At 43.0% G+C, this 17,041-nt stretch carries 15 protein-coding genes; 3 read left to right on the top strand and 12 right to left on the bottom strand.

What is annotated here, in order from left to right; translation table 11 throughout:
• Window positions 1–124: 124 nt before the first annotated feature.
• Window positions 125–1,318, top strand: coding sequence for a ribose-phosphate pyrophosphokinase (locus tag DXB15_RS14110; RefSeq protein WP_118703309.1), 1,194 nt, complete (start codon window positions 125–127; stop codon window positions 1,316–1,318).
• A gap of 202 nt (window positions 1,319–1,520) precedes the next feature.
• Here DXB15_RS14110 and DXB15_RS14105 read toward each other — a convergent pair whose 3' ends face one another.
• The 12 genes from DXB15_RS14105 to DXB15_RS14050 form a co-directional block, all read right to left on the bottom strand.
• Window positions 1,521–1,775, bottom strand: coding sequence for an HPr family phosphocarrier protein (locus DXB15_RS14105; protein WP_109214967.1), 255 nt, complete (start codon window positions 1,773–1,775; stop codon window positions 1,521–1,523).
• A 236-nt stretch (window positions 1,776–2,011) separates the two neighbouring features.
• Window positions 2,012–3,346: an NADP-specific glutamate dehydrogenase gene (gene gdhA / locus DXB15_RS14100; protein WP_109214968.1), complete on the bottom strand. Its 1,335-nt coding sequence runs from the start codon at window positions 3,344–3,346 to the stop codon at window positions 2,012–2,014.
• Between the two features lie 366 nt (window positions 3,347–3,712).
• Window positions 3,713–4,090, bottom strand: a complete 378-nt coding sequence (locus DXB15_RS14095; RefSeq protein WP_118703308.1) for a metal-dependent transcriptional regulator — start codon at window positions 4,088–4,090, stop codon at window positions 3,713–3,715.
• 24 nt (window positions 4,091–4,114) lie between these two features.
• Window positions 4,115–5,443, bottom strand: a complete 1,329-nt coding sequence (gene dnaB / locus DXB15_RS14090; RefSeq protein WP_109214971.1) for a replicative DNA helicase — start codon at window positions 5,441–5,443, stop codon at window positions 4,115–4,117.
• A 122-nt stretch (window positions 5,444–5,565) separates the two neighbouring features.
• The gene (gene rplI, locus DXB15_RS14085; RefSeq protein ID WP_118703307.1) at window positions 5,566–6,012 is read right to left on the bottom strand and encodes a 50S ribosomal protein L9; all 447 of its coding nucleotides are present in this window, start codon (window positions 6,010–6,012) and stop codon (window positions 5,566–5,568) included.
• Window positions 6,012–8,057, bottom strand: coding sequence for a DHH family phosphoesterase (locus tag DXB15_RS14080; protein ID WP_109214973.1), 2,046 nt, complete (start codon window positions 8,055–8,057; stop codon window positions 6,012–6,014). The genes rplI and DXB15_RS14080 overlap by 1 nt, the downstream gene beginning before the upstream one ends.
• A 133-nt stretch (window positions 8,058–8,190) precedes the next feature.
• Window positions 8,191–10,044 (bottom strand): glycerophosphodiester phosphodiesterase family protein, encoded by a 1,854-nt coding sequence (locus DXB15_RS14075; RefSeq protein ID WP_118703306.1) that lies wholly within the window; start codon window positions 10,042–10,044, stop codon window positions 8,191–8,193.
• A 169-nt stretch (window positions 10,045–10,213) separates the two neighbouring features.
• Entirely contained in the window at window positions 10,214–10,474 is a 261-nt protein-coding gene (gene rpsR / locus DXB15_RS14070) for a 30S ribosomal protein S18 (RefSeq protein ID WP_109214975.1), read from the bottom strand.
• Between the two features lie 17 nt (window positions 10,475–10,491).
• Entirely contained in the window at window positions 10,492–10,935 is a 444-nt protein-coding gene (locus DXB15_RS14065; protein ID WP_109214976.1) for a single-stranded DNA-binding protein, read from the bottom strand.
• A gap of 27 nt (window positions 10,936–10,962) precedes the next feature.
• Entirely contained in the window at window positions 10,963–11,253 is a 291-nt protein-coding gene (gene rpsF, locus DXB15_RS14060) for a 30S ribosomal protein S6 (protein WP_021738499.1), read from the bottom strand.
• Window positions 11,254–11,345: 92 nt separating this feature from the next.
• Window positions 11,346–11,543, bottom strand: coding sequence for a DUF951 domain-containing protein (locus DXB15_RS14055; RefSeq protein WP_118703305.1), 198 nt, complete (start codon window positions 11,541–11,543; stop codon window positions 11,346–11,348).
• Window positions 11,544–11,883: 340 nt separating this feature from the next.
• Window positions 11,884–12,600 (bottom strand): NAD-dependent protein deacylase, encoded by a 717-nt coding sequence (locus DXB15_RS14050; RefSeq protein ID WP_109214978.1) that lies wholly within the window; start codon window positions 12,598–12,600, stop codon window positions 11,884–11,886.
• A gap of 263 nt (window positions 12,601–12,863) precedes the next feature.
• Here DXB15_RS14050 and DXB15_RS14045 point away from each other — a divergent pair, with 263 nt between their 5' ends.
• Both DXB15_RS14045 and DXB15_RS14040 read left to right on the top strand, forming a co-directional pair.
• On the top strand, window positions 12,864–14,999 hold the full coding sequence (locus DXB15_RS14045; protein WP_118703304.1) for an LTA synthase family protein: 2,136 nt from the start codon (window positions 12,864–12,866) through the stop codon (window positions 14,997–14,999).
• A 507-nt stretch (window positions 15,000–15,506) separates the two neighbouring features.
• Window positions 15,507–16,901: a GntP family permease gene (locus DXB15_RS14040; protein WP_109214980.1), complete on the top strand. Its 1,395-nt coding sequence runs from the start codon at window positions 15,507–15,509 to the stop codon at window positions 16,899–16,901.
• The last annotated feature ends 140 nt before the right edge of the window (window positions 16,902–17,041 follow it).

The following is a 17,041-nucleotide window of genomic DNA, read 5'->3' as shown; positions in this document are numbered from 1 at the left end:
GGGCTTCCTGCTTTTTTTGATGGAAGCTGGCAGCATACAGAAGTTTAATTTTTAAATTTCATGAAATGCTGTAACATAAACTACAAACCAACGAAAAGATTTTTTGATGGAGGGAACTTTTCAAATGCATAACGACCAGAGAAACTTAGAAACAATCCCGACTGGCGCACTCGGAATCATTCCGCTTGAGAGCTGCCGTGAGATCGGTGAGAAAGTTGACAAATATCTTGTAAAATGGAGATGCGTCCGTGAACATGAGCATGAAGATGACATTGCGTTCAAAGGCTATCTGCGTGATACCTATGTAATCAACGCATCCTGCCCACGTTTCGGAAGTGGTGAGGCAAAAGGTATGATCCATGAAACAATTCGTGGATACGATCTGTACATCATGACAGACGTTACCAACTACTCTCTTACTTACAAACTCTGCGGAAATGAGAATCATATGTCACCGGATGATCACTATCAGGATCTGAAACGTATGATCGCTGCAGCAAATGGTAAAGCAAGAAGAATCACTGTTATCATGCCGTTCCTGTATGAGAGCCGTCAGCACAGACGTACTGCACGTGAGTCCATGGACTGCGCGCTGGCACTTCAGGAGCTGATCAGCATGGGTGTTGACAACATCATCACCTTCGATGCACATGATCCGCGTGTACAGAATGCGATCCCGCTTCACGGATTCGATACCGTTCAGCCGGCTTACCAGTTCGTAAAAGGCATTCTGAACAGCGTAGATGACATCCAGATCGACAATGACCATCTGATGATCATCAGCCCGGATGAGGGTGCTACAAGCCGTGCTGTATTCCTTGCAAGCGTACTTGGCGTAGATATGGGTATGTTCTACAAACGTCGTGATTACAGCCACATCGTAGACGGTACAAACCCGATCGTCGCTCATGAGTTCCTTGGTTCTTCTCTGGACGGCAAAGATGTATGGGTTGTTGATGATATGATCTCTTCCGGCGGAAGTATGATCGATGTTGCCCGTGAGTTAAAGAAACGTAACGCTGGCAGAATCTTCGTAATCGCTACTTTCGGTCTGTTCACAAACGGTCTTGAGAAATTTGATAAAGCCGTAGAGGAAGGTCTGATCTACAAAGTGGTTACAACCAACCTTACTTACCAGACACCGGAACTGTTAAGCAGAGATTACTACATCAGCTGTGATATGAGCAAATATATCGCTTACATCATTGATACATTAAATCATGATGCATCTATCAGCGATCTGCTTGATCCATATCAGAGAATTCAGACTCTAGTTGCTAAATACAAAGGGGAAATTCCAAAAGAGGATGAGGAGTAATATTCAAATCTGATCATAAGAAAAGAGCGTCCGACCGGGCGCTCTTTTTTGAGTCAGAAGAATCTTGCATCTCCTCCTGATATAGGGAAGTCTCCTTATTTATTACTTTTGCAGAATTGAATGAAGGACGTACTTAAATTGGATTAAAAAAAGAAGCATCGGAATATCCGGTGCTTCTTCACTAAACTGATATACTATAAAGTTACATACAGAGCAAAAATTTTTCCATGGCATTTAAAGCATCTGCTTCATCTGCGCCTTCAGCCTCAATTTCAACTTCCACACCGTTGTGCGGGTTGAAAGCCATGATCCCCATAATACTTTTTGCATTGATGCGATGATTTCCACGCACCAGATACAGTGAGCTGGAAAACTGGCAGGCTACCTGTACTAACTCTGCAATTGGATTATCGTACTTATTTACGACATCTGCAATGACAATTTCTTTCTTACTCATACGTCTTTCCTAACCTCCGTCTAATACACTATTGTAGTTTAGTCCTTATTTCTATGTTTGACAAGCATCTTTTCAAAAACCGTTACTTTTACTGAAATGTCATGCATTTTTTATCATTTCTTGGTCGTTTTTTCACGCAAAAAAAGGACTGCGGAACAGTTGTTCTGTCCCACAGTCTCTTCATTTTTATCAAGCAAAATGTATGCCAATTTTATCTTTTTTCAAGATTTCAATGATTAGCAAACACCCTGTGCAAGCATAGCATCTACAACTTTCTCGAAACCTGCGATGTTAGCGCCTGCAACATAGTTGCCCTCTTTGCCGTAACGTTTTGCAGCGTCATCGATGTTGTGGTAGATGTTAACCATGATGTCTTTCAGTTTTGCATCTACTTCTTCGAATGTCCAGCTTAAACGCTCACTGTTCTGGGACATCTCAAGTGCGGATGTAGCAACACCACCAGCGTTTGCAGCTTTACCAGGAACGAAGTATACACCGTTCTCCTGCAGATACTGTGTAGCATCCAGAGTTGTAGGCATGTTAGCGCCCTCGCAAACTGCGATACAGCCATTAGCAACTAATGCTTTTGCATCATCGATAAGCAACTCGTTCTGTGTAGCACACGGAAGAGCAACATCGCATTTTACGCTCCATACGCCGCGTCCCTCATGATACTCAGCGCTTGGTCTAGCTGCTGCGTACTCTGTCAGACGTGCACGTTTTACTTCTTTAACCTCTTTCAGTAAGTCAACATCGATTCCTTCCGGATCATAGATCCATCCTGTAGAATCAGAGCATGTTACGCATTTAGCGCCTAACTGATGTGCTTTCTGGATTGCATAGATTGCAACATTACCAGCACCGGATACAACGCAAGTCTTGCCTGCCATGTCCTGTCCATGGGATTTCAGAAGTTCTTCTGTCATGTATAACAGACCGTAACCTGTAGCTTCTGTACGTGCTAAAGATCCACCATAAGTAAGTCCTTTACCTGTCAGAACGCCTTCGTACAATCTTGTGATTCTCTTGTACTGACCATACAGATAACCGATCTCTCTTGCACCTGTTCCGATATCACCAGCCGGTACATCGACATCAGCACCGATGTATTTGTAAAGCTCTGTCATAAAGCTCTGGCAGAATGCCATAACCTCACGATCAGATTTGCCCTTAGGATCGAAATCAGATCCACCTTTACCGCCTCCGATTGGAAGACCTGTTAAGGAGTTTTTGAATACCTGCTCGAAACCAAGGAATTTAATAATTCCAAGATATACAGATGGATGCAGACGCAGACCACCTTTGTACGGTCCAATTGCGTTGTTAAACTGTACACGGTATCCTGTGTTTACCTGTGCCTGACCATTGTCGTCAACCCATGCTACACGGAACTTGAACTGTCTGTCCGGCTCTGTGATACGCTCTAAGATTGCCTCTTTTCTGTAAAGCTCTTCGTTTGCTTCTACAACTGGTCTGATGGATTCCAATACTTCTTCTACTGCCTGAAGGAATTCTGGTTCAGCAGCATTTTTTGTTTTTACTCTCTCGAGTACTTCGTCTACGTAGCTCATCTCGTATCTCCTTTTTTTTAATAATCTCAACATCATCATTTTATTATCTTATGAAGGATTATGCAATATTTTTTTTAAATTTTGTCATATTTTTCACATTTAAGCGTGATTTTACGTGTTTCTTGCATAATTTGAAACCATTTCCGTCACTCAGCACAATATTTTTGTAATCCAGCACAAAAAATTATTTTTTGTTTTCTCTGTTTTTCCCCAAAACAGCTTCTTATTTTTGCAAGACAGTGTGCCAGCACATACCTTTGCCAACCAAACAGACAATCATGCCTGTTTTAATAAGACTGAGAGAAACAACGAAGCAGAAGCCCCTGATCTTGATTTTCATCAAAACCAGGAACCTCTGCTTCTTCTTTACAGTTCTCCCATTTCGTCTAAGATATGTTTTCTCAGTGCGGTATAAGTCTCTTTGCTGAGTGTGTGCTCGATCTTGCATGCATCCTGCTCTGCGATCTCCGGATCAATTCCAAGAAACTCAAGCCATTTGCGCAGGATCAGATGTCTGTCATAAATGTTAGAAGCGATCTCCATACCACTTTCTGTCAGAGTAATAAAACCGCTGTTGTCTACTTTAATGTAGCCATTTAAGCGCAAATTTTTCATTGCAACACTGATACTCGGTTTGGAGTAATTCATTTCATTTGCAATGTCGATGGAACGAACCACCGGAAGTTCTTTGCTCAACTTCAAAATACACTCTAAATAATCTTCTGCTGACTGATGAATTTGCATCCCCTGTACCTCCTTATTCATACTTTATTTTTCCATGTTTGCAAATTTCGTATACTGCGGCAGCCATACCAGGTTCACGGTTCCAATCGGACCGTTACGTTGTTTTGCAATGATGATCTCCGCAATACCTTTGTTTTCTGAATCTTTGTTATAATAGTCATCACGATAGATAAACATAACCACATCGGCATCCTGCTCGATGGCTCCGGACTCACGCAAATCGGAAAGCATCGGTCTGTGATCCGGTCGCTGCTCCACCTGTCGGCTCAGCTGTGACAGTGCGATCACCGGCACATTCAGCTCTCTGGCTAACTGTTTTAAGGATCGTGAAATATCTGATATCTCCTGCTGTCTGGAATCTGATCTGCCGGAACCGGACATCAATTGCAGGTAATCGATGATGACCAGCTTCAGGTCATGTTCCAGCTTGTATTTTCTGCACTTGCTTCGCAGCTCTGAAATCGAAATACCCGGCGTATCATCTATGATCAAATGAGACTTTCCGATGGTTCCGGCGCCTTCGATCAGTTTTTCCCAGTCTGCATCCGATAAGTTACCGGATCTGAGTAACTGGGCATCCACTCTGGATTCCAGAGAAAACAGACGGTTCACCAGCTGTTCCTTTGACATCTCCAGACTGAAGATCGCCGTTGCCATATTTTCATGAAACGCTGCATACTGTGCAATATTCAAAACAAATGCTGTCTTACCCATAGAAGGACGTGCTGCAACCAGAATCATATCGGAAGGCTGAAGACCGGAAAGCTTGTAATCCAGATCGATAAATCCGGTCGGGATTCCGGTGACATTTCCCTGCGTCCGGGATGCCAGCTCTATTTTATCCAACGCATTTAAAACAACCTGTTTGATCGGCACATAATCGCTGTTACTCCGACTCTGCAATAAATTGAAAATACTTTTTTCTGTATCCTCCAGAATCGTCTCCAGACTCTCGTTACCCAGATAACAGGTGTCTGCAATCTGCTCGTTGATCTTGATCAGTTTTCGTAAAACTGCTTTTTCCTTTACAATATCCGCATAGTATTTGATATTTGCAGATGTCGGAACGGCAGTGACCAGATCCCCGACGTATTCCAGACTGCTGATCTCCGGCGGCACATTTTTTTCACGGAGCCGGTTCTGAAGAGTGATCAGATCTACCGGGCTTCCACTGTTGAACAGCTCTGTGATCGTCTCAAACAAAATCCCATACTGCTGATGGTAAAAATCATCTTTGACCAGCTGCTCGGATGCCGTCAGGATCGCATCTCTGTCCATGATCATCGAACCGATGACGGATTGTTCCGCTTCCAGACTATGCGGCATGATACGCTTTACCAAAGCTTCTTCCATACCTCTGTCGCTCCTTTAGCTCTAAAATTTATCAAACGGATCTTTGTCATCCATTTATGTTGCTTTTAATTTGTTTTTTCCGCAATTCAATTACAGGACTCATTCTGCGTTATGAAAGCTTTTTACGCTTCAGTAACTTTCACACGCAGAGAACCAGTTACTTTTGCATGAAGTTTTACTGCCACGTCAAAGGTTCCAAATGCTTTGATCGGAATGTTCAGTGACATTTTCTTTTTATCGATCTCTAATCCAAGCTGATCTTTTACTGCTGCAGAGATCTCTTTTGTGGAAACAGAGCCGAAGGTACGTCCGCCTTCTCCTGCTTTCATCTTTACTTCTACTACTTTATCTTCCAGTTCCTTTGCAAGCGCTTTTGCTGCTTCTAACTGTTCCTGTGCCACTTTATCTGCATGTTTGTTCTGAAGCTTCAGATCATTCAGATTCTTACCGGTTGCTTCCAGTCCCAGTTTTTTTGCAAAGATCACGTTTCTCGCATAAGCATCACTGACTGTTACGATCTCTCCTTTTTTTCCAAGGCTTTTTACATCTTCTAACAAAATCACTTTCATTACTTGATATCTCCTTCCTTTATCATCTCATCCAGTGTATTTTCGATGGTACGTTTTGCCTCATCCAGCGTACAGTCGGTCAACTGCGCTCCCGCAGAATTCATATGGCCACCGCCGCCTAAGCGCTCCATAATCAACTGTACGTTGATCTCATCAATGGAACGGGCACTGACATAGATCTGTTCATGATACTCTGTCAGCACAAATGAAGCTTTGATTCCGATGATATTGAGCAGCTCATTGGCTGCCTGTGCACATGCCACCGTCGGACTCTCAATATTATCCGCCGGACACACACTGATTGCAAACATATTTCTGTAAACTTCTGCATGGCGCACGGCTTCCGCTCTCGCCTTGTATGCAGACATATCATTTCTGAGCATTTTTCGTACCCTGGTAACTTCCGCACCACAGCGGCGCAGATAAGCAGCTGCCTCAAACGTACGGACACCCGTCTTGGATACAAAGTTGTTGGTATCGATCAGGATACCAGCATAGATCGCATCCGCTTCCTGCGCGGAAAGCTTAATATCCTCATCAAAATACTGCAATACTTCCGCGATCATCTCGCAGGTCGAAGAAGCATACGGTTCGGTATAAGATAACACCGTATTTTTGATCACATCCTCACACTGACGATGATGGTCAAATACAACGATGGTTCTTGCACGGTTTAACAGCGTCGGACACTCGGTGTAGCTCGGACGGTTCGTATCCACAACGATCAGGGCAGTATGAGAATCCAGCTCGTCGATTGCCAGCTGGCTCGGGATAAACATATCATCCGGATAACCGTTTTCTGAGGTAAAACACTCTTTCAGCGGCCGCAATGTCGTATTGACTCCATCAATTACGATCTGCGCCTTTTTGCCAAGCTGACGGGCAGCACAGTAAATTCCAATGGCTGCGCCAAAAGAATCGATATCTGCGATCTTATGTCCCATGATAAAGAACTTATCCCTGCTGATCATGATCTCACGCAACGCCAGCGCCTTTACACGCGCTTTGACACGGGTAGTCTTATCCACCTGACGGTTATTTCCGCCAAAATAAGAAATCTTGTCTCTGGTCTTTACAACGACCTGATCTCCGCCACGGCCAAGAGCCAGATCGATGGCCATACGGGAATGTTCATAGTTTTTCGTGTAATCATTTCCCACATATCCAATACCCATACTGAGGGTGACAGACATCTCATTTCCGACTTTGATACTTTTGACATCTTCTAAGAGACTGAATTTCTCTGCCTCCATTTTTTCCAGATATTTATGCTGGAATACGACAAAATATTTATCCTTCTCGGTCTTTTTCACCAGACCGTCGATGGATGCAAAAAATTTATTCACTTTACGGTCGACCAGTGCTACCAGAAGCGACTGTTTTACTTCCTCGACCGTATCCAGAACCTCATCATAGTTGTCGATATAGACAAGGGCAGAAACCATCTGCATTTCCTGATTTTCAATGCGGTACTGTGTCAGCAGTGTCTCATCAAACAGATAGATCACCTGCAGATACTGCTTCTTCTCTGCCAATTCTATACTGCTGCTCTCATGCAGAATATCCGCAAAATGGATCTTATGCACAGAAGCCCGGTACACTTTTTCTTCCCGCTGTACCATCAGCTCCAGCTCGTCCTCTTTCTCCATCAGTTCCCGCGTAACCTGCGGAAAAATCGTAGTGATAGATTTGTGATATCCTTTATCTTTTTCGGAAAGCAGCTCAAACTGGTGGTTCATCCACAGTAACTTGCCCGCAGAATCCATAACAGCATATGGAACCTCAAATTCATTTAAAAGACGCTTCTGCACGGTGCCATACTGTGTAGCAAAATCAATCAGTTCATTGAGCAGAATCGGTTGATTTCTCCAGTAAACAAACAACATGACAAAAAAGTAAATTGCCACGAAAATTGTTCCAAGGATCCCCGCCTTTACATTCAGAACATACATCCACACATCCATTGCCGCAAATAACAGGGTCAACATCAGCGGTGTCTGCGTATATCCTTTTAATTTTCCCTTCAACTTAATATCCTGTCGCATGATAACTCCTTTTGCTAAAAACTCCTCTCAGATTCTATACAGACCGATACTATCTAGTAAGTATACCACACTTTGACGCGATTAGGAAGCTTTTTGTTTTATGTTGCTAACTTGAGTTTATTCGCTTATTTTCCTAGTTTTCAATAGAAAGCAGCTGATTGACATACCGATCCCAGAATGTGCTGTGATCCTGCTTATAGATCAGCTCTTTTGCCATAACCGGATCATCTGTGATCACGTTGTCGATCCCCATGCCGACCACCTTTTCCAGCTGATCCTCAGAATTAACCGTCCATACATAAATCTGTTTTCCTGCTTTCTGGGCACGGTTTACAAAACTCTGGCTCAGCATCGTGGATTCCACACTGTAGCCATCCGCATATTCCAGATCCGTAAAGTTTCCATAGGAAACGGACGTAATATATACGGTCTCAATACTCGAATCTGCCTCTTTCACTTTTTGCAGGGACTCGTATTTCAGGGAAGACACCACGCAGGTATCCCGCATATGGTATTCTTTCAATAATTTTGCCACCTGTTCTTCCAGATCTTTGTCATGTCCGCTTGGTTTGATCTCAATATTTAACCGGATTTTTCCACGGCATACTTTCAAAACTTCTTCCAGCGTCGGAATGCGGACCGTCTGGAACTTCTTATTAAACCAGCTTCCGTTGTCCAGATTCTTAATTTCATCCCAGGTTACCTGCCATACCTCTTTATCCAGCCCTGTGGTACGTTTCAGACTGGAATCGTGCATCACGATCACTTCCCCGTCTGCTGTCTGCTGAACATCCAGCTCCGCCCAGTCTGCACCAACTGTGATGGCACCCTTAAATGCCGGAATCGTATTTTCCGGATACTCAGTAGAATAGCCTCTGTGCGCAGTTACCTCCACCGGATTATCCAGCCCCATATGTAACACGCCCCGTTTATCCGCAAAAGTATACGCAAAGTTTACTCCAATCGCCACCACAATGCTGATGGCAATGATCCGTTTCCGATACAGATACAGTTTTTTCGCCCAACCGGTTTTGGTAAGACGATAGGCATTATCCAGATTTTTAAACTGTCCCGGAATCTTCTCTCCGGATGCAGCTTTATAATAGTAAAATAACAAGCTGACACAAAGGAAAAACAGTGGCAGATCAAAGCAGAAAAATATTGCTCCGCACACATCCATCAACAGGGAAATACCGGAAAGTGTCAGACTACTGAACAGGTCATGTGTCGGCAATGCCAGATTTACCTTGGAAACCAGCCAGGAACCAAACAGAATGATTCCGTAATAGATTCCAATGCAAGCCAGACTCCAGCCAACGACAACTGCCATATCCCGCCAGTAGTGTTTTCCCTGCAGATGAAAACTTCTTTTACGCGCCTGCTTGAAATTGCAGTTTTCCAGGCAGAAATAGTGCAGACTGTAAATCCAATGGAAAGACCGCAGTCCGATAAAAACCCAGAATCCAACATACAGAATTGCCAGCCACGTATGGGACATAATGTAATCCACAATAAACTGCGGCACCGTAAATTTTGTAATATAACCGGAAATCACCAGTGCATGTGTCATCGGTATGATGATGAGCAAATACAGCATCATAATGATATTTCGCGGATAGATAACTCGCAACGACGTCTTAAATCCCTGCCGGATCAATGCCAGCAACGGCATTTCCTGCTTTCGGAAAGACGCATGGATGCAGCAAATGATACAGCAGATATCAAACATCGTAAAAAATGCCATACCAAATACAATCAATACTAAAAACACCCAAGTCAGCGGGGCTTTCAAAAACGTTCCCATGGTTTCATCAGACAGGTAACTTAACCCCTGTGCCTTCAATGCCAGTTTCATCAGACCACTGAGCAGCGGCTTAAATACTGCCATGGAAACAAATTTATATAAAAGTTCAAACACTAAAAGTGTACCAATATTCAATTTCAGTAATCTAAATGCATAACGCAGATAACGTATAATTTTCTTCATATGATTATTCTATTGTATTCTGTTATTTTTCAAAACTAATTCATTTGCCCGATCAATTCACAATGTATTCTTTCCTGCAGACATAATTCACTCTTTTCATCGAACTTCTATCTGCTCTAAAGAATGCAAAAAGCTCCCCGGAAAAATTCCGGGGAGTCTGTTGTCAAAATTAATCCTGTACGTACGGCATTAAAGCAACGTGACGTGCTCTTTTGATTGCTACAGTGATAGCTCTCTGATGTTTTGCACAGTTTCCTGTGATTCTTCTCGGAAGGATTTTTCCTCTCTCAGAGATGTATCTTTTTAATTTATTTGTATCCTTGTAATCGATTACATTGTCTTTTCCACAGAATACACAAACTTTTTTTCTTCTGCGGCCGCCTCTTCTCTTCATCGGAGAATTGCTTTTTTCATCTTTATTATAAGCCATGATAGTTTACCTCCTGTTTAGTTAAATGGTAATTCTTCATCAATTCCGTCCGGAATATTCATAAAACCATCACTCACTGCATTGCTTGGTGACGGTCTGTCTGCCGGCGCAAAACCTCCTGTATGCTCAGCACTTGCGGCTTTGCTCTCTGCAAACTCCTGCTCCTCAACAACAACATCTGTTGTGTAAACCTTCTGTCCATCGCGGTTTGTATAACTTCCGGTCTGGATACGGCCTGTAAGGGCAATCTTAATTCCTTTGCGCAGATATTTCTCTGCGAACTCTGCCTGACGTCCGAATGCTACACAGCCGATAAAATCTGCTGACTGGCTGTCGCCGTCACGACGGAATCTACGATCTACTGCAACTGTATATCTTGCGATTGCGGTTGCCTGTTCACCCTGAGAATAACGAACCTCAGGATCACGGGTCAAACGTCCCATCAAAATTACTTTATTCATAAGGATAACTCCTTTTCTACTGTGAAATTATGCCTCGTCTTTTCTAACGCATAAAAATCTCAGCACGTTGTCCATGATACGAACACTCTGCTCTAACTCAGCAGGTACTTCTGCTGCAGCGTCGAACTGAATGAAGTAATAGAAGCCTTCGCTCATTTTCTGGATGTCGTAAGCTAATTTTTTCTTACCCCAATCCTCAACTTCTGTTACTGTACCGCCAAAACGAGTAATGTACTCTTTTGCTTTCTCAACAACTGCTGCTCTGGCGTCATCTTCGATCTTGGCACTAACAATTAATGCTAATTCATACTTGTTCATGCTTTCTTACCTCCTTGTGGTCTTTTGGCCCTCTGCTCATCTTGTAGAGAGCAAGGATATTGTATATCACGATTGCCTATGTTACCATATTTTTAATCATCGGGCAAGTGTTTTTTCAAATCTTTTGTGTTTTTTTCTACGATCTTTCGTGAAACCATAATTTGATGCCCACAGCCCGTACATTTTAACCGAAAATCTGCGCCTACACGAAGAATCTCCCACTCAAAACTGCCACAGGGATGCTTCTTTTTTAATTTTACGATATCTCCCACTTCATATTGATATGCCATTTATCCACCTCATTCATTTTCCCGCTTATATTTTCTTTCATCATCATTTATGCATTTCGTGAGTACACGCTCCTTTTTCAAGTCGAACGCACGTGAGACTTGGTGCGTGATTCTGGTCAGCGCAAGCTGACATCTTCTTTTCAGAATCACTGCGCTCTACACTCCGTTCCGGTCGGCGCAAAACCATTGTCTTCCAGACAATGTGCGCCCTCGCGGAGCATTTATCTCAGTCGGAGATTGAACTCCCACTGAGAAATACTTGTTACTACTCACCACTTGCAGAAGTGGGAGTCTCAACTCAGACTGAGATGAAGCATCTACTTCACAGGTCCCATAGTTTTTAGCAGACCTGCTGAAATACTTCGCCGATCGGTGCCTGAATGACCAGATCCGCCCGACGGTCTAACGGTGTCGCTGATTTATTGATCAGAACCAGCTTGTTTCCTTTGTAAAAATCGATCAGTCCCGCTGCCGGATAGACCGCAAGACTTGTTCCACCAATGATCAGGATCTCTGCCTGACTGATAAAATGGATTGCTGACTGCATGGTAACATCGTCCAGACCTTCCTCATACAACACAACATCCGGCTTGATCTGACCACCGCAGGCACATTTTGGAACTCCCGTTGATTCCTTAATATAAGAAGCGTCGTACAGTCTTCCACATTTTCTGCAATAGTTTCGATGTACGCTTCCGTGCAGTTCCAGTACATTTTTGCTGCCTGCCGCCTGATGCAGACCATCAATATTCTGTGTCACCACCGCTTTTAACTTGCCCTTTGCTTCCAGTTCTGCCAGTTTCAGATGTGCTGCATTCGGTTTTGCATCCAAAGCCAGCATTTTATCCCGGTAAAATTTATAAAATTCTTCTGTCTTTTCCATATAGAAGGTGTGACTGAGAATCGTCTCCGGCGGATAATCATATTTCTGATGATATAACCCGTCCACACTTCGAAAATCCGGAATTCCGCTTTCCGTTGACACACCGGCTCCGCCAAAAAACACAATATTGTCCGATGCTTCGATCCACTGTTTTAACTGTTCTGTCCCTGTCATAATTCTGCGCTCCCTTTCCTGATATTTTATTTTCCATCTTTTTTATTAATACTATACTCCACATCCGGAAATGGCAACTCCTTTTCACCGCTTATTCTCAGCGCACATTCCCATATTAATGCAATCTTCACGATTTCTTCACATTTTTTGATGTTGACAGATTTTGCAGTCTGATATTTAATATATGTTAGTGATTTTTTACCGAAAATAACTTTTTATATAGTAACTTATCAACTTGTACTTACGGAAATGAGAGAGAAAAAATGCATATTTCATTCGCAGGAAAAAAAGTCCGCCTTCTGGCACTGGCGGTCTGTATTTTTATGATTATTTTTGTATCGGCTAACTGGAAGCTGTACTTAGATCCGGATCTGAATCTGCAAGGCGGAACCCTTTTGTTTGTTCTGTCGCTTCTTGCCGGTCCGACTGCCGGATTTCTGATCATTTTTAAGCCATCGGTAGATCAGAAATATCAGGCATTTGCCAATACGGCATTATTTTTTATCATGCCGATCCTGACCATTCAGATGGTAGAGGCATTTAATGAAAACTTCATCTGGTGGTTTTCTGTACCTACGTTTCTGGCAAACTACATGATCTACCTTGTATTTTATCTGGTTTTTTACCTGATCACAGGGCGCTATCATATGGTGGGACTGATCGTAAATATTTCCCTTTACGTCTGGTCGCTGCTAAACTATTTTATTGAACTGTTTCGTGGATCACCATTTGTTCCGCTGGATATACTGACCTTCAAAACCGGTCTTACGGTATCCGACGGCTACACTTACGAACTGAGCTGGCAGCTTATCTGCGGCTCCATCATGTTTTTCCTGATTTATCTGGTAAACAAAAAAAGTGTCAATATCAAACCGAAAAAATTAAAATTTAAACTGCTGGCAAAACTTGCTCCGGCAGCTTATATCGCTGTGGTTGCGATCTCCTTATTTTTCACCGACCACGCCGCAAACCTTGGATATAAACCGGATTTCTGGGATCAGGCAAGAGGTTATCACCGCACCGGTTCTTTCTTTAACTTCTGTCTGAACACAAAGTATCTGATCGTGCGTAAACCGTCCGATTATGCTCCGGATAATGTCAGCACCTATGTTGCTGATACCCTGAAGGATTCAGGTGTTGATCCGGACAGCGATACAAGTACCAACCTGTTGACCGGTCAGAATGACTACACACCGTCTACCGACGGCACGATGCCAAATATTATCTGCATCATGAATGAATCCCTGTCGGATCTGGGTGCCCTTGGTAATCTGGAGACAAACGAAGATTATATGCCATTTATTCACAGTCTGACAGAAAATACCATCAAAGGTTATCTGTCTATGCCGGTATTCGGCGCAGGAACAAGTAACAGCGAATTTGAATTCCTGTCCGGAGATTCTATCTCCTTCCTGCCAACAGGCTGTAACGTATATCAGTCCTACGTCAAAGATTCGATTCCGTCCCTGGTATCCACCCTTGGCTCTCTTGGGTATTCCAAAACGGCGTTCCATCCGTATTACGGGGATGGCTGGAACCGACGCAACGTATATCCGCTGCTTGGTTTTGACAACTATATCAGCATCGAAGATTTTGTTGATCAGGATATTTTGGATACCTATAAACAGAACAACGATGTAACCCAGTATGAGACACTGTTAAAGGAACGTTATCCGGACCGCGACATGTTGCTGCGCCGTTTTGTCAGCGACAGTTATGATTATTCCATGGTGGAAAATATGTTTGAAAACCGGGATACATCCAAACCGTTCTTTCTGTTCAACGTCACCATGCAGAACCATGGCGGATACGCAATGTCCTACACAAACTTTGCACAGGAGATTTATGTAACCAACATGTCAACGGTTTACCCCAAAGCCAACCGTTATCTGTCTCTGGTAAAACGCTCTGATGACGCTTTCCGCGAACTGACCGAGTATTTCAGTCAGGTAACAGAGCCGACGATCATCTGCATGTTTGGTGATCATCTGCCATCCATTGAAGATGAATTTTATGAGGAATTATTCGGCACCAGTCTGGATAATCTGACCACTGAACAGCAACAGCTTCGTTATATGACACCATTTGTCATCTGGGCAAATTACGATATTCCAGAAACCACTTTGAATCAGATCAGTGCAAACTATCTGTCCACACTGGTATTGCAGACGGCAAAACTGCCGCTCACCCAGTATAATAAATATCTGGCTTCTCTGTATCAGAAACTGCCGATCATCAACACGGTAGGATATGTAGATTCAGATAATAACTACTATACACATTCTGAGAGCAGTAAATATGACGATTTACTCTACCAGTATCATTGTCTGGTATATAATTCCCTGATTGACCGGAACAACCGTGATTCGTCGGTATTTTTCCTGAATCAGAATCAGTAATTCTTGTTTGGTGGATATATGGCTATACTTTAAGATTATGAAAGCGGACTCAGACAAATTTATCCTGGCAGCTACCAATCGCTCACCAGGATAAATTTGCTCTGAGCCCGCTATTTACGTATATATTACCTAGATTTTTATGCATATCTTTTCTCATGTATTTAGCAAATTTCTTTATCCTATTTATACACCTCCATATATTTTGCACCACAACGGCACTGCGTACCGCATTGCCCTATTCCACTATGTATTCCGGCCTGTAAATCATGTCAATAAATCTGTAATTCACAGGTCTTCCTTATTTCTATTTTTCTATTTTTATCAGTATCCATTTGGTTAGTTACAGGTGTTTTACACAAAACAAAATGCGCTTTGTTTCTTTTTTTGTACACTTTGCATATTTTTATTGACATGGTCTTACCAGTTATATATAATGCAAATATGAAGTTTATATTTTCTTTATAATTTTCATATTTGCTTAATTTTTTATATTTAGGAGGGTTTTTTATGGCTTTAGGTATTATTGGTATCGTAGTCGCGCTGGCAATTTTCCTGTACGGCGCCTACAAAAACGTATCCGTACTCTACCTGGCTCCGCTCTGCGGCGTTATCGTAGCAGTAACAAACGGATTGAATGCAAACGACGCTTTCACATCTCTGTATGTTGGTGCCGTTGAACAAAATGCAGCAACCGGCGCATGGGAAATCGGCGGTGTCTGCGGAATGATCACAGCAATTTTCCCAACCGTATTCTTAGGCGGTTTATTTGGAAAAGTTCTGGCAGACAGTGGTGCTGCTCAGTCTATTTCTTCCACACTGGTAAACAAATTCGTTATGCCGGTAAACAACAAAGAAAAACAGGCAAAACGTGCCGTTTTAATTATGTTACTTATTGAATGTATCCTTACATACGGTGGTGTAGACGGATTCGTAGCAATCTTCGCTACATTCCCGATCGCAATGTACATGGCAAGCCGCATCGGTATTCCAAGACGTATGGTTCCGGCAATGCTGGCATTAAGCTGTGGTGCAAACTCTGCTCCATTCGTATTAAGTATCAATAACATCATCTGTATGAGCATCCTGCAGACAAGTCCGGGTGCTGCTCCAATCCCGGGATTCATTTCCTTCATCGTAATTGAGATCGGTGTATACTTCATCTGCTCTACATTCATCGTAAGAGAGATGAGAAAAGGTGAGACTTTCGATTATGGTAACTGCGAACCGATCCCGGCAGATGATGCGAAAAAACTTCCGCATTTCGCAATTGCTATCATCCCGTTAATCGTTGTATTCCTGCTTTTCGCTATCGTACAGATTGCTTCTCTGGCTCTGGTTTGCGGTATCGCAGCAGTAATCATTCTGATGGCTCCGCACTTCAAAGACAATGAGAAAAAAGGCTTCCCGGCATGGGCAGGCAACGTTCTCAACTCTTTAAATATCGGTGCAGCAAATGGTGCAAGCGCTATCATGACTCTGACAGCTGCAGCTGGTTTCGCAGCAGTTGTACAGCATACAGCAGCATTCAACGGTTTCGTTGGTATTCTGTTTGGCATGAAAGCTTCTCCGTTAGTAATTGGTATCGTACTTGCGATCATCGTTGTAGCATTTACATCTTCACCGCCAGCAGCTTTAGGTATTGCACTTCCAATGGTTGCTGCAGCTTATATCTGGACTGCTAACCCGGCTCTGAATCCGAACGCACTGGCTCGTTGTGCTGCTATCGCAGTTTCCACATTTGAGACACTGCCGGTTAACGGACTGATCCTGATCACAACTGGTCTGGCTCAGGTTAAGATCAAAGATGCATACTTACCGATGTTCTTACAGACCGTTATTATGACATTAGTTGGAACCATTCTGTGTGCAGTCATCCTTACCGTTGCACCACAGTTGGCATAATCCCAGAAGTTACTTTCGACAATTTGGGAATCGAAAAAGTTAAGCCATATGAAGAAAAGCGCTGCTTCTAAGGGAGCAGCGTCAGACTGTAGACAAACTTGGTGTTGGGTGTTATATCCAGCACCATTTTTCTTTTAAAA

It is taken from the genome of Roseburia sp. OM02-15 (assembly GCF_003481835.1).
GTDB classification, from domain to species: domain Bacteria; phylum Bacillota; class Clostridia; order Lachnospirales; family Lachnospiraceae; genus Eubacterium_I; species Eubacterium_I ramulus_A.
The sequence above is the reverse complement of the archived record's forward strand: the minus strand, read 5'-3'. Positions and strand labels throughout refer to the sequence as shown.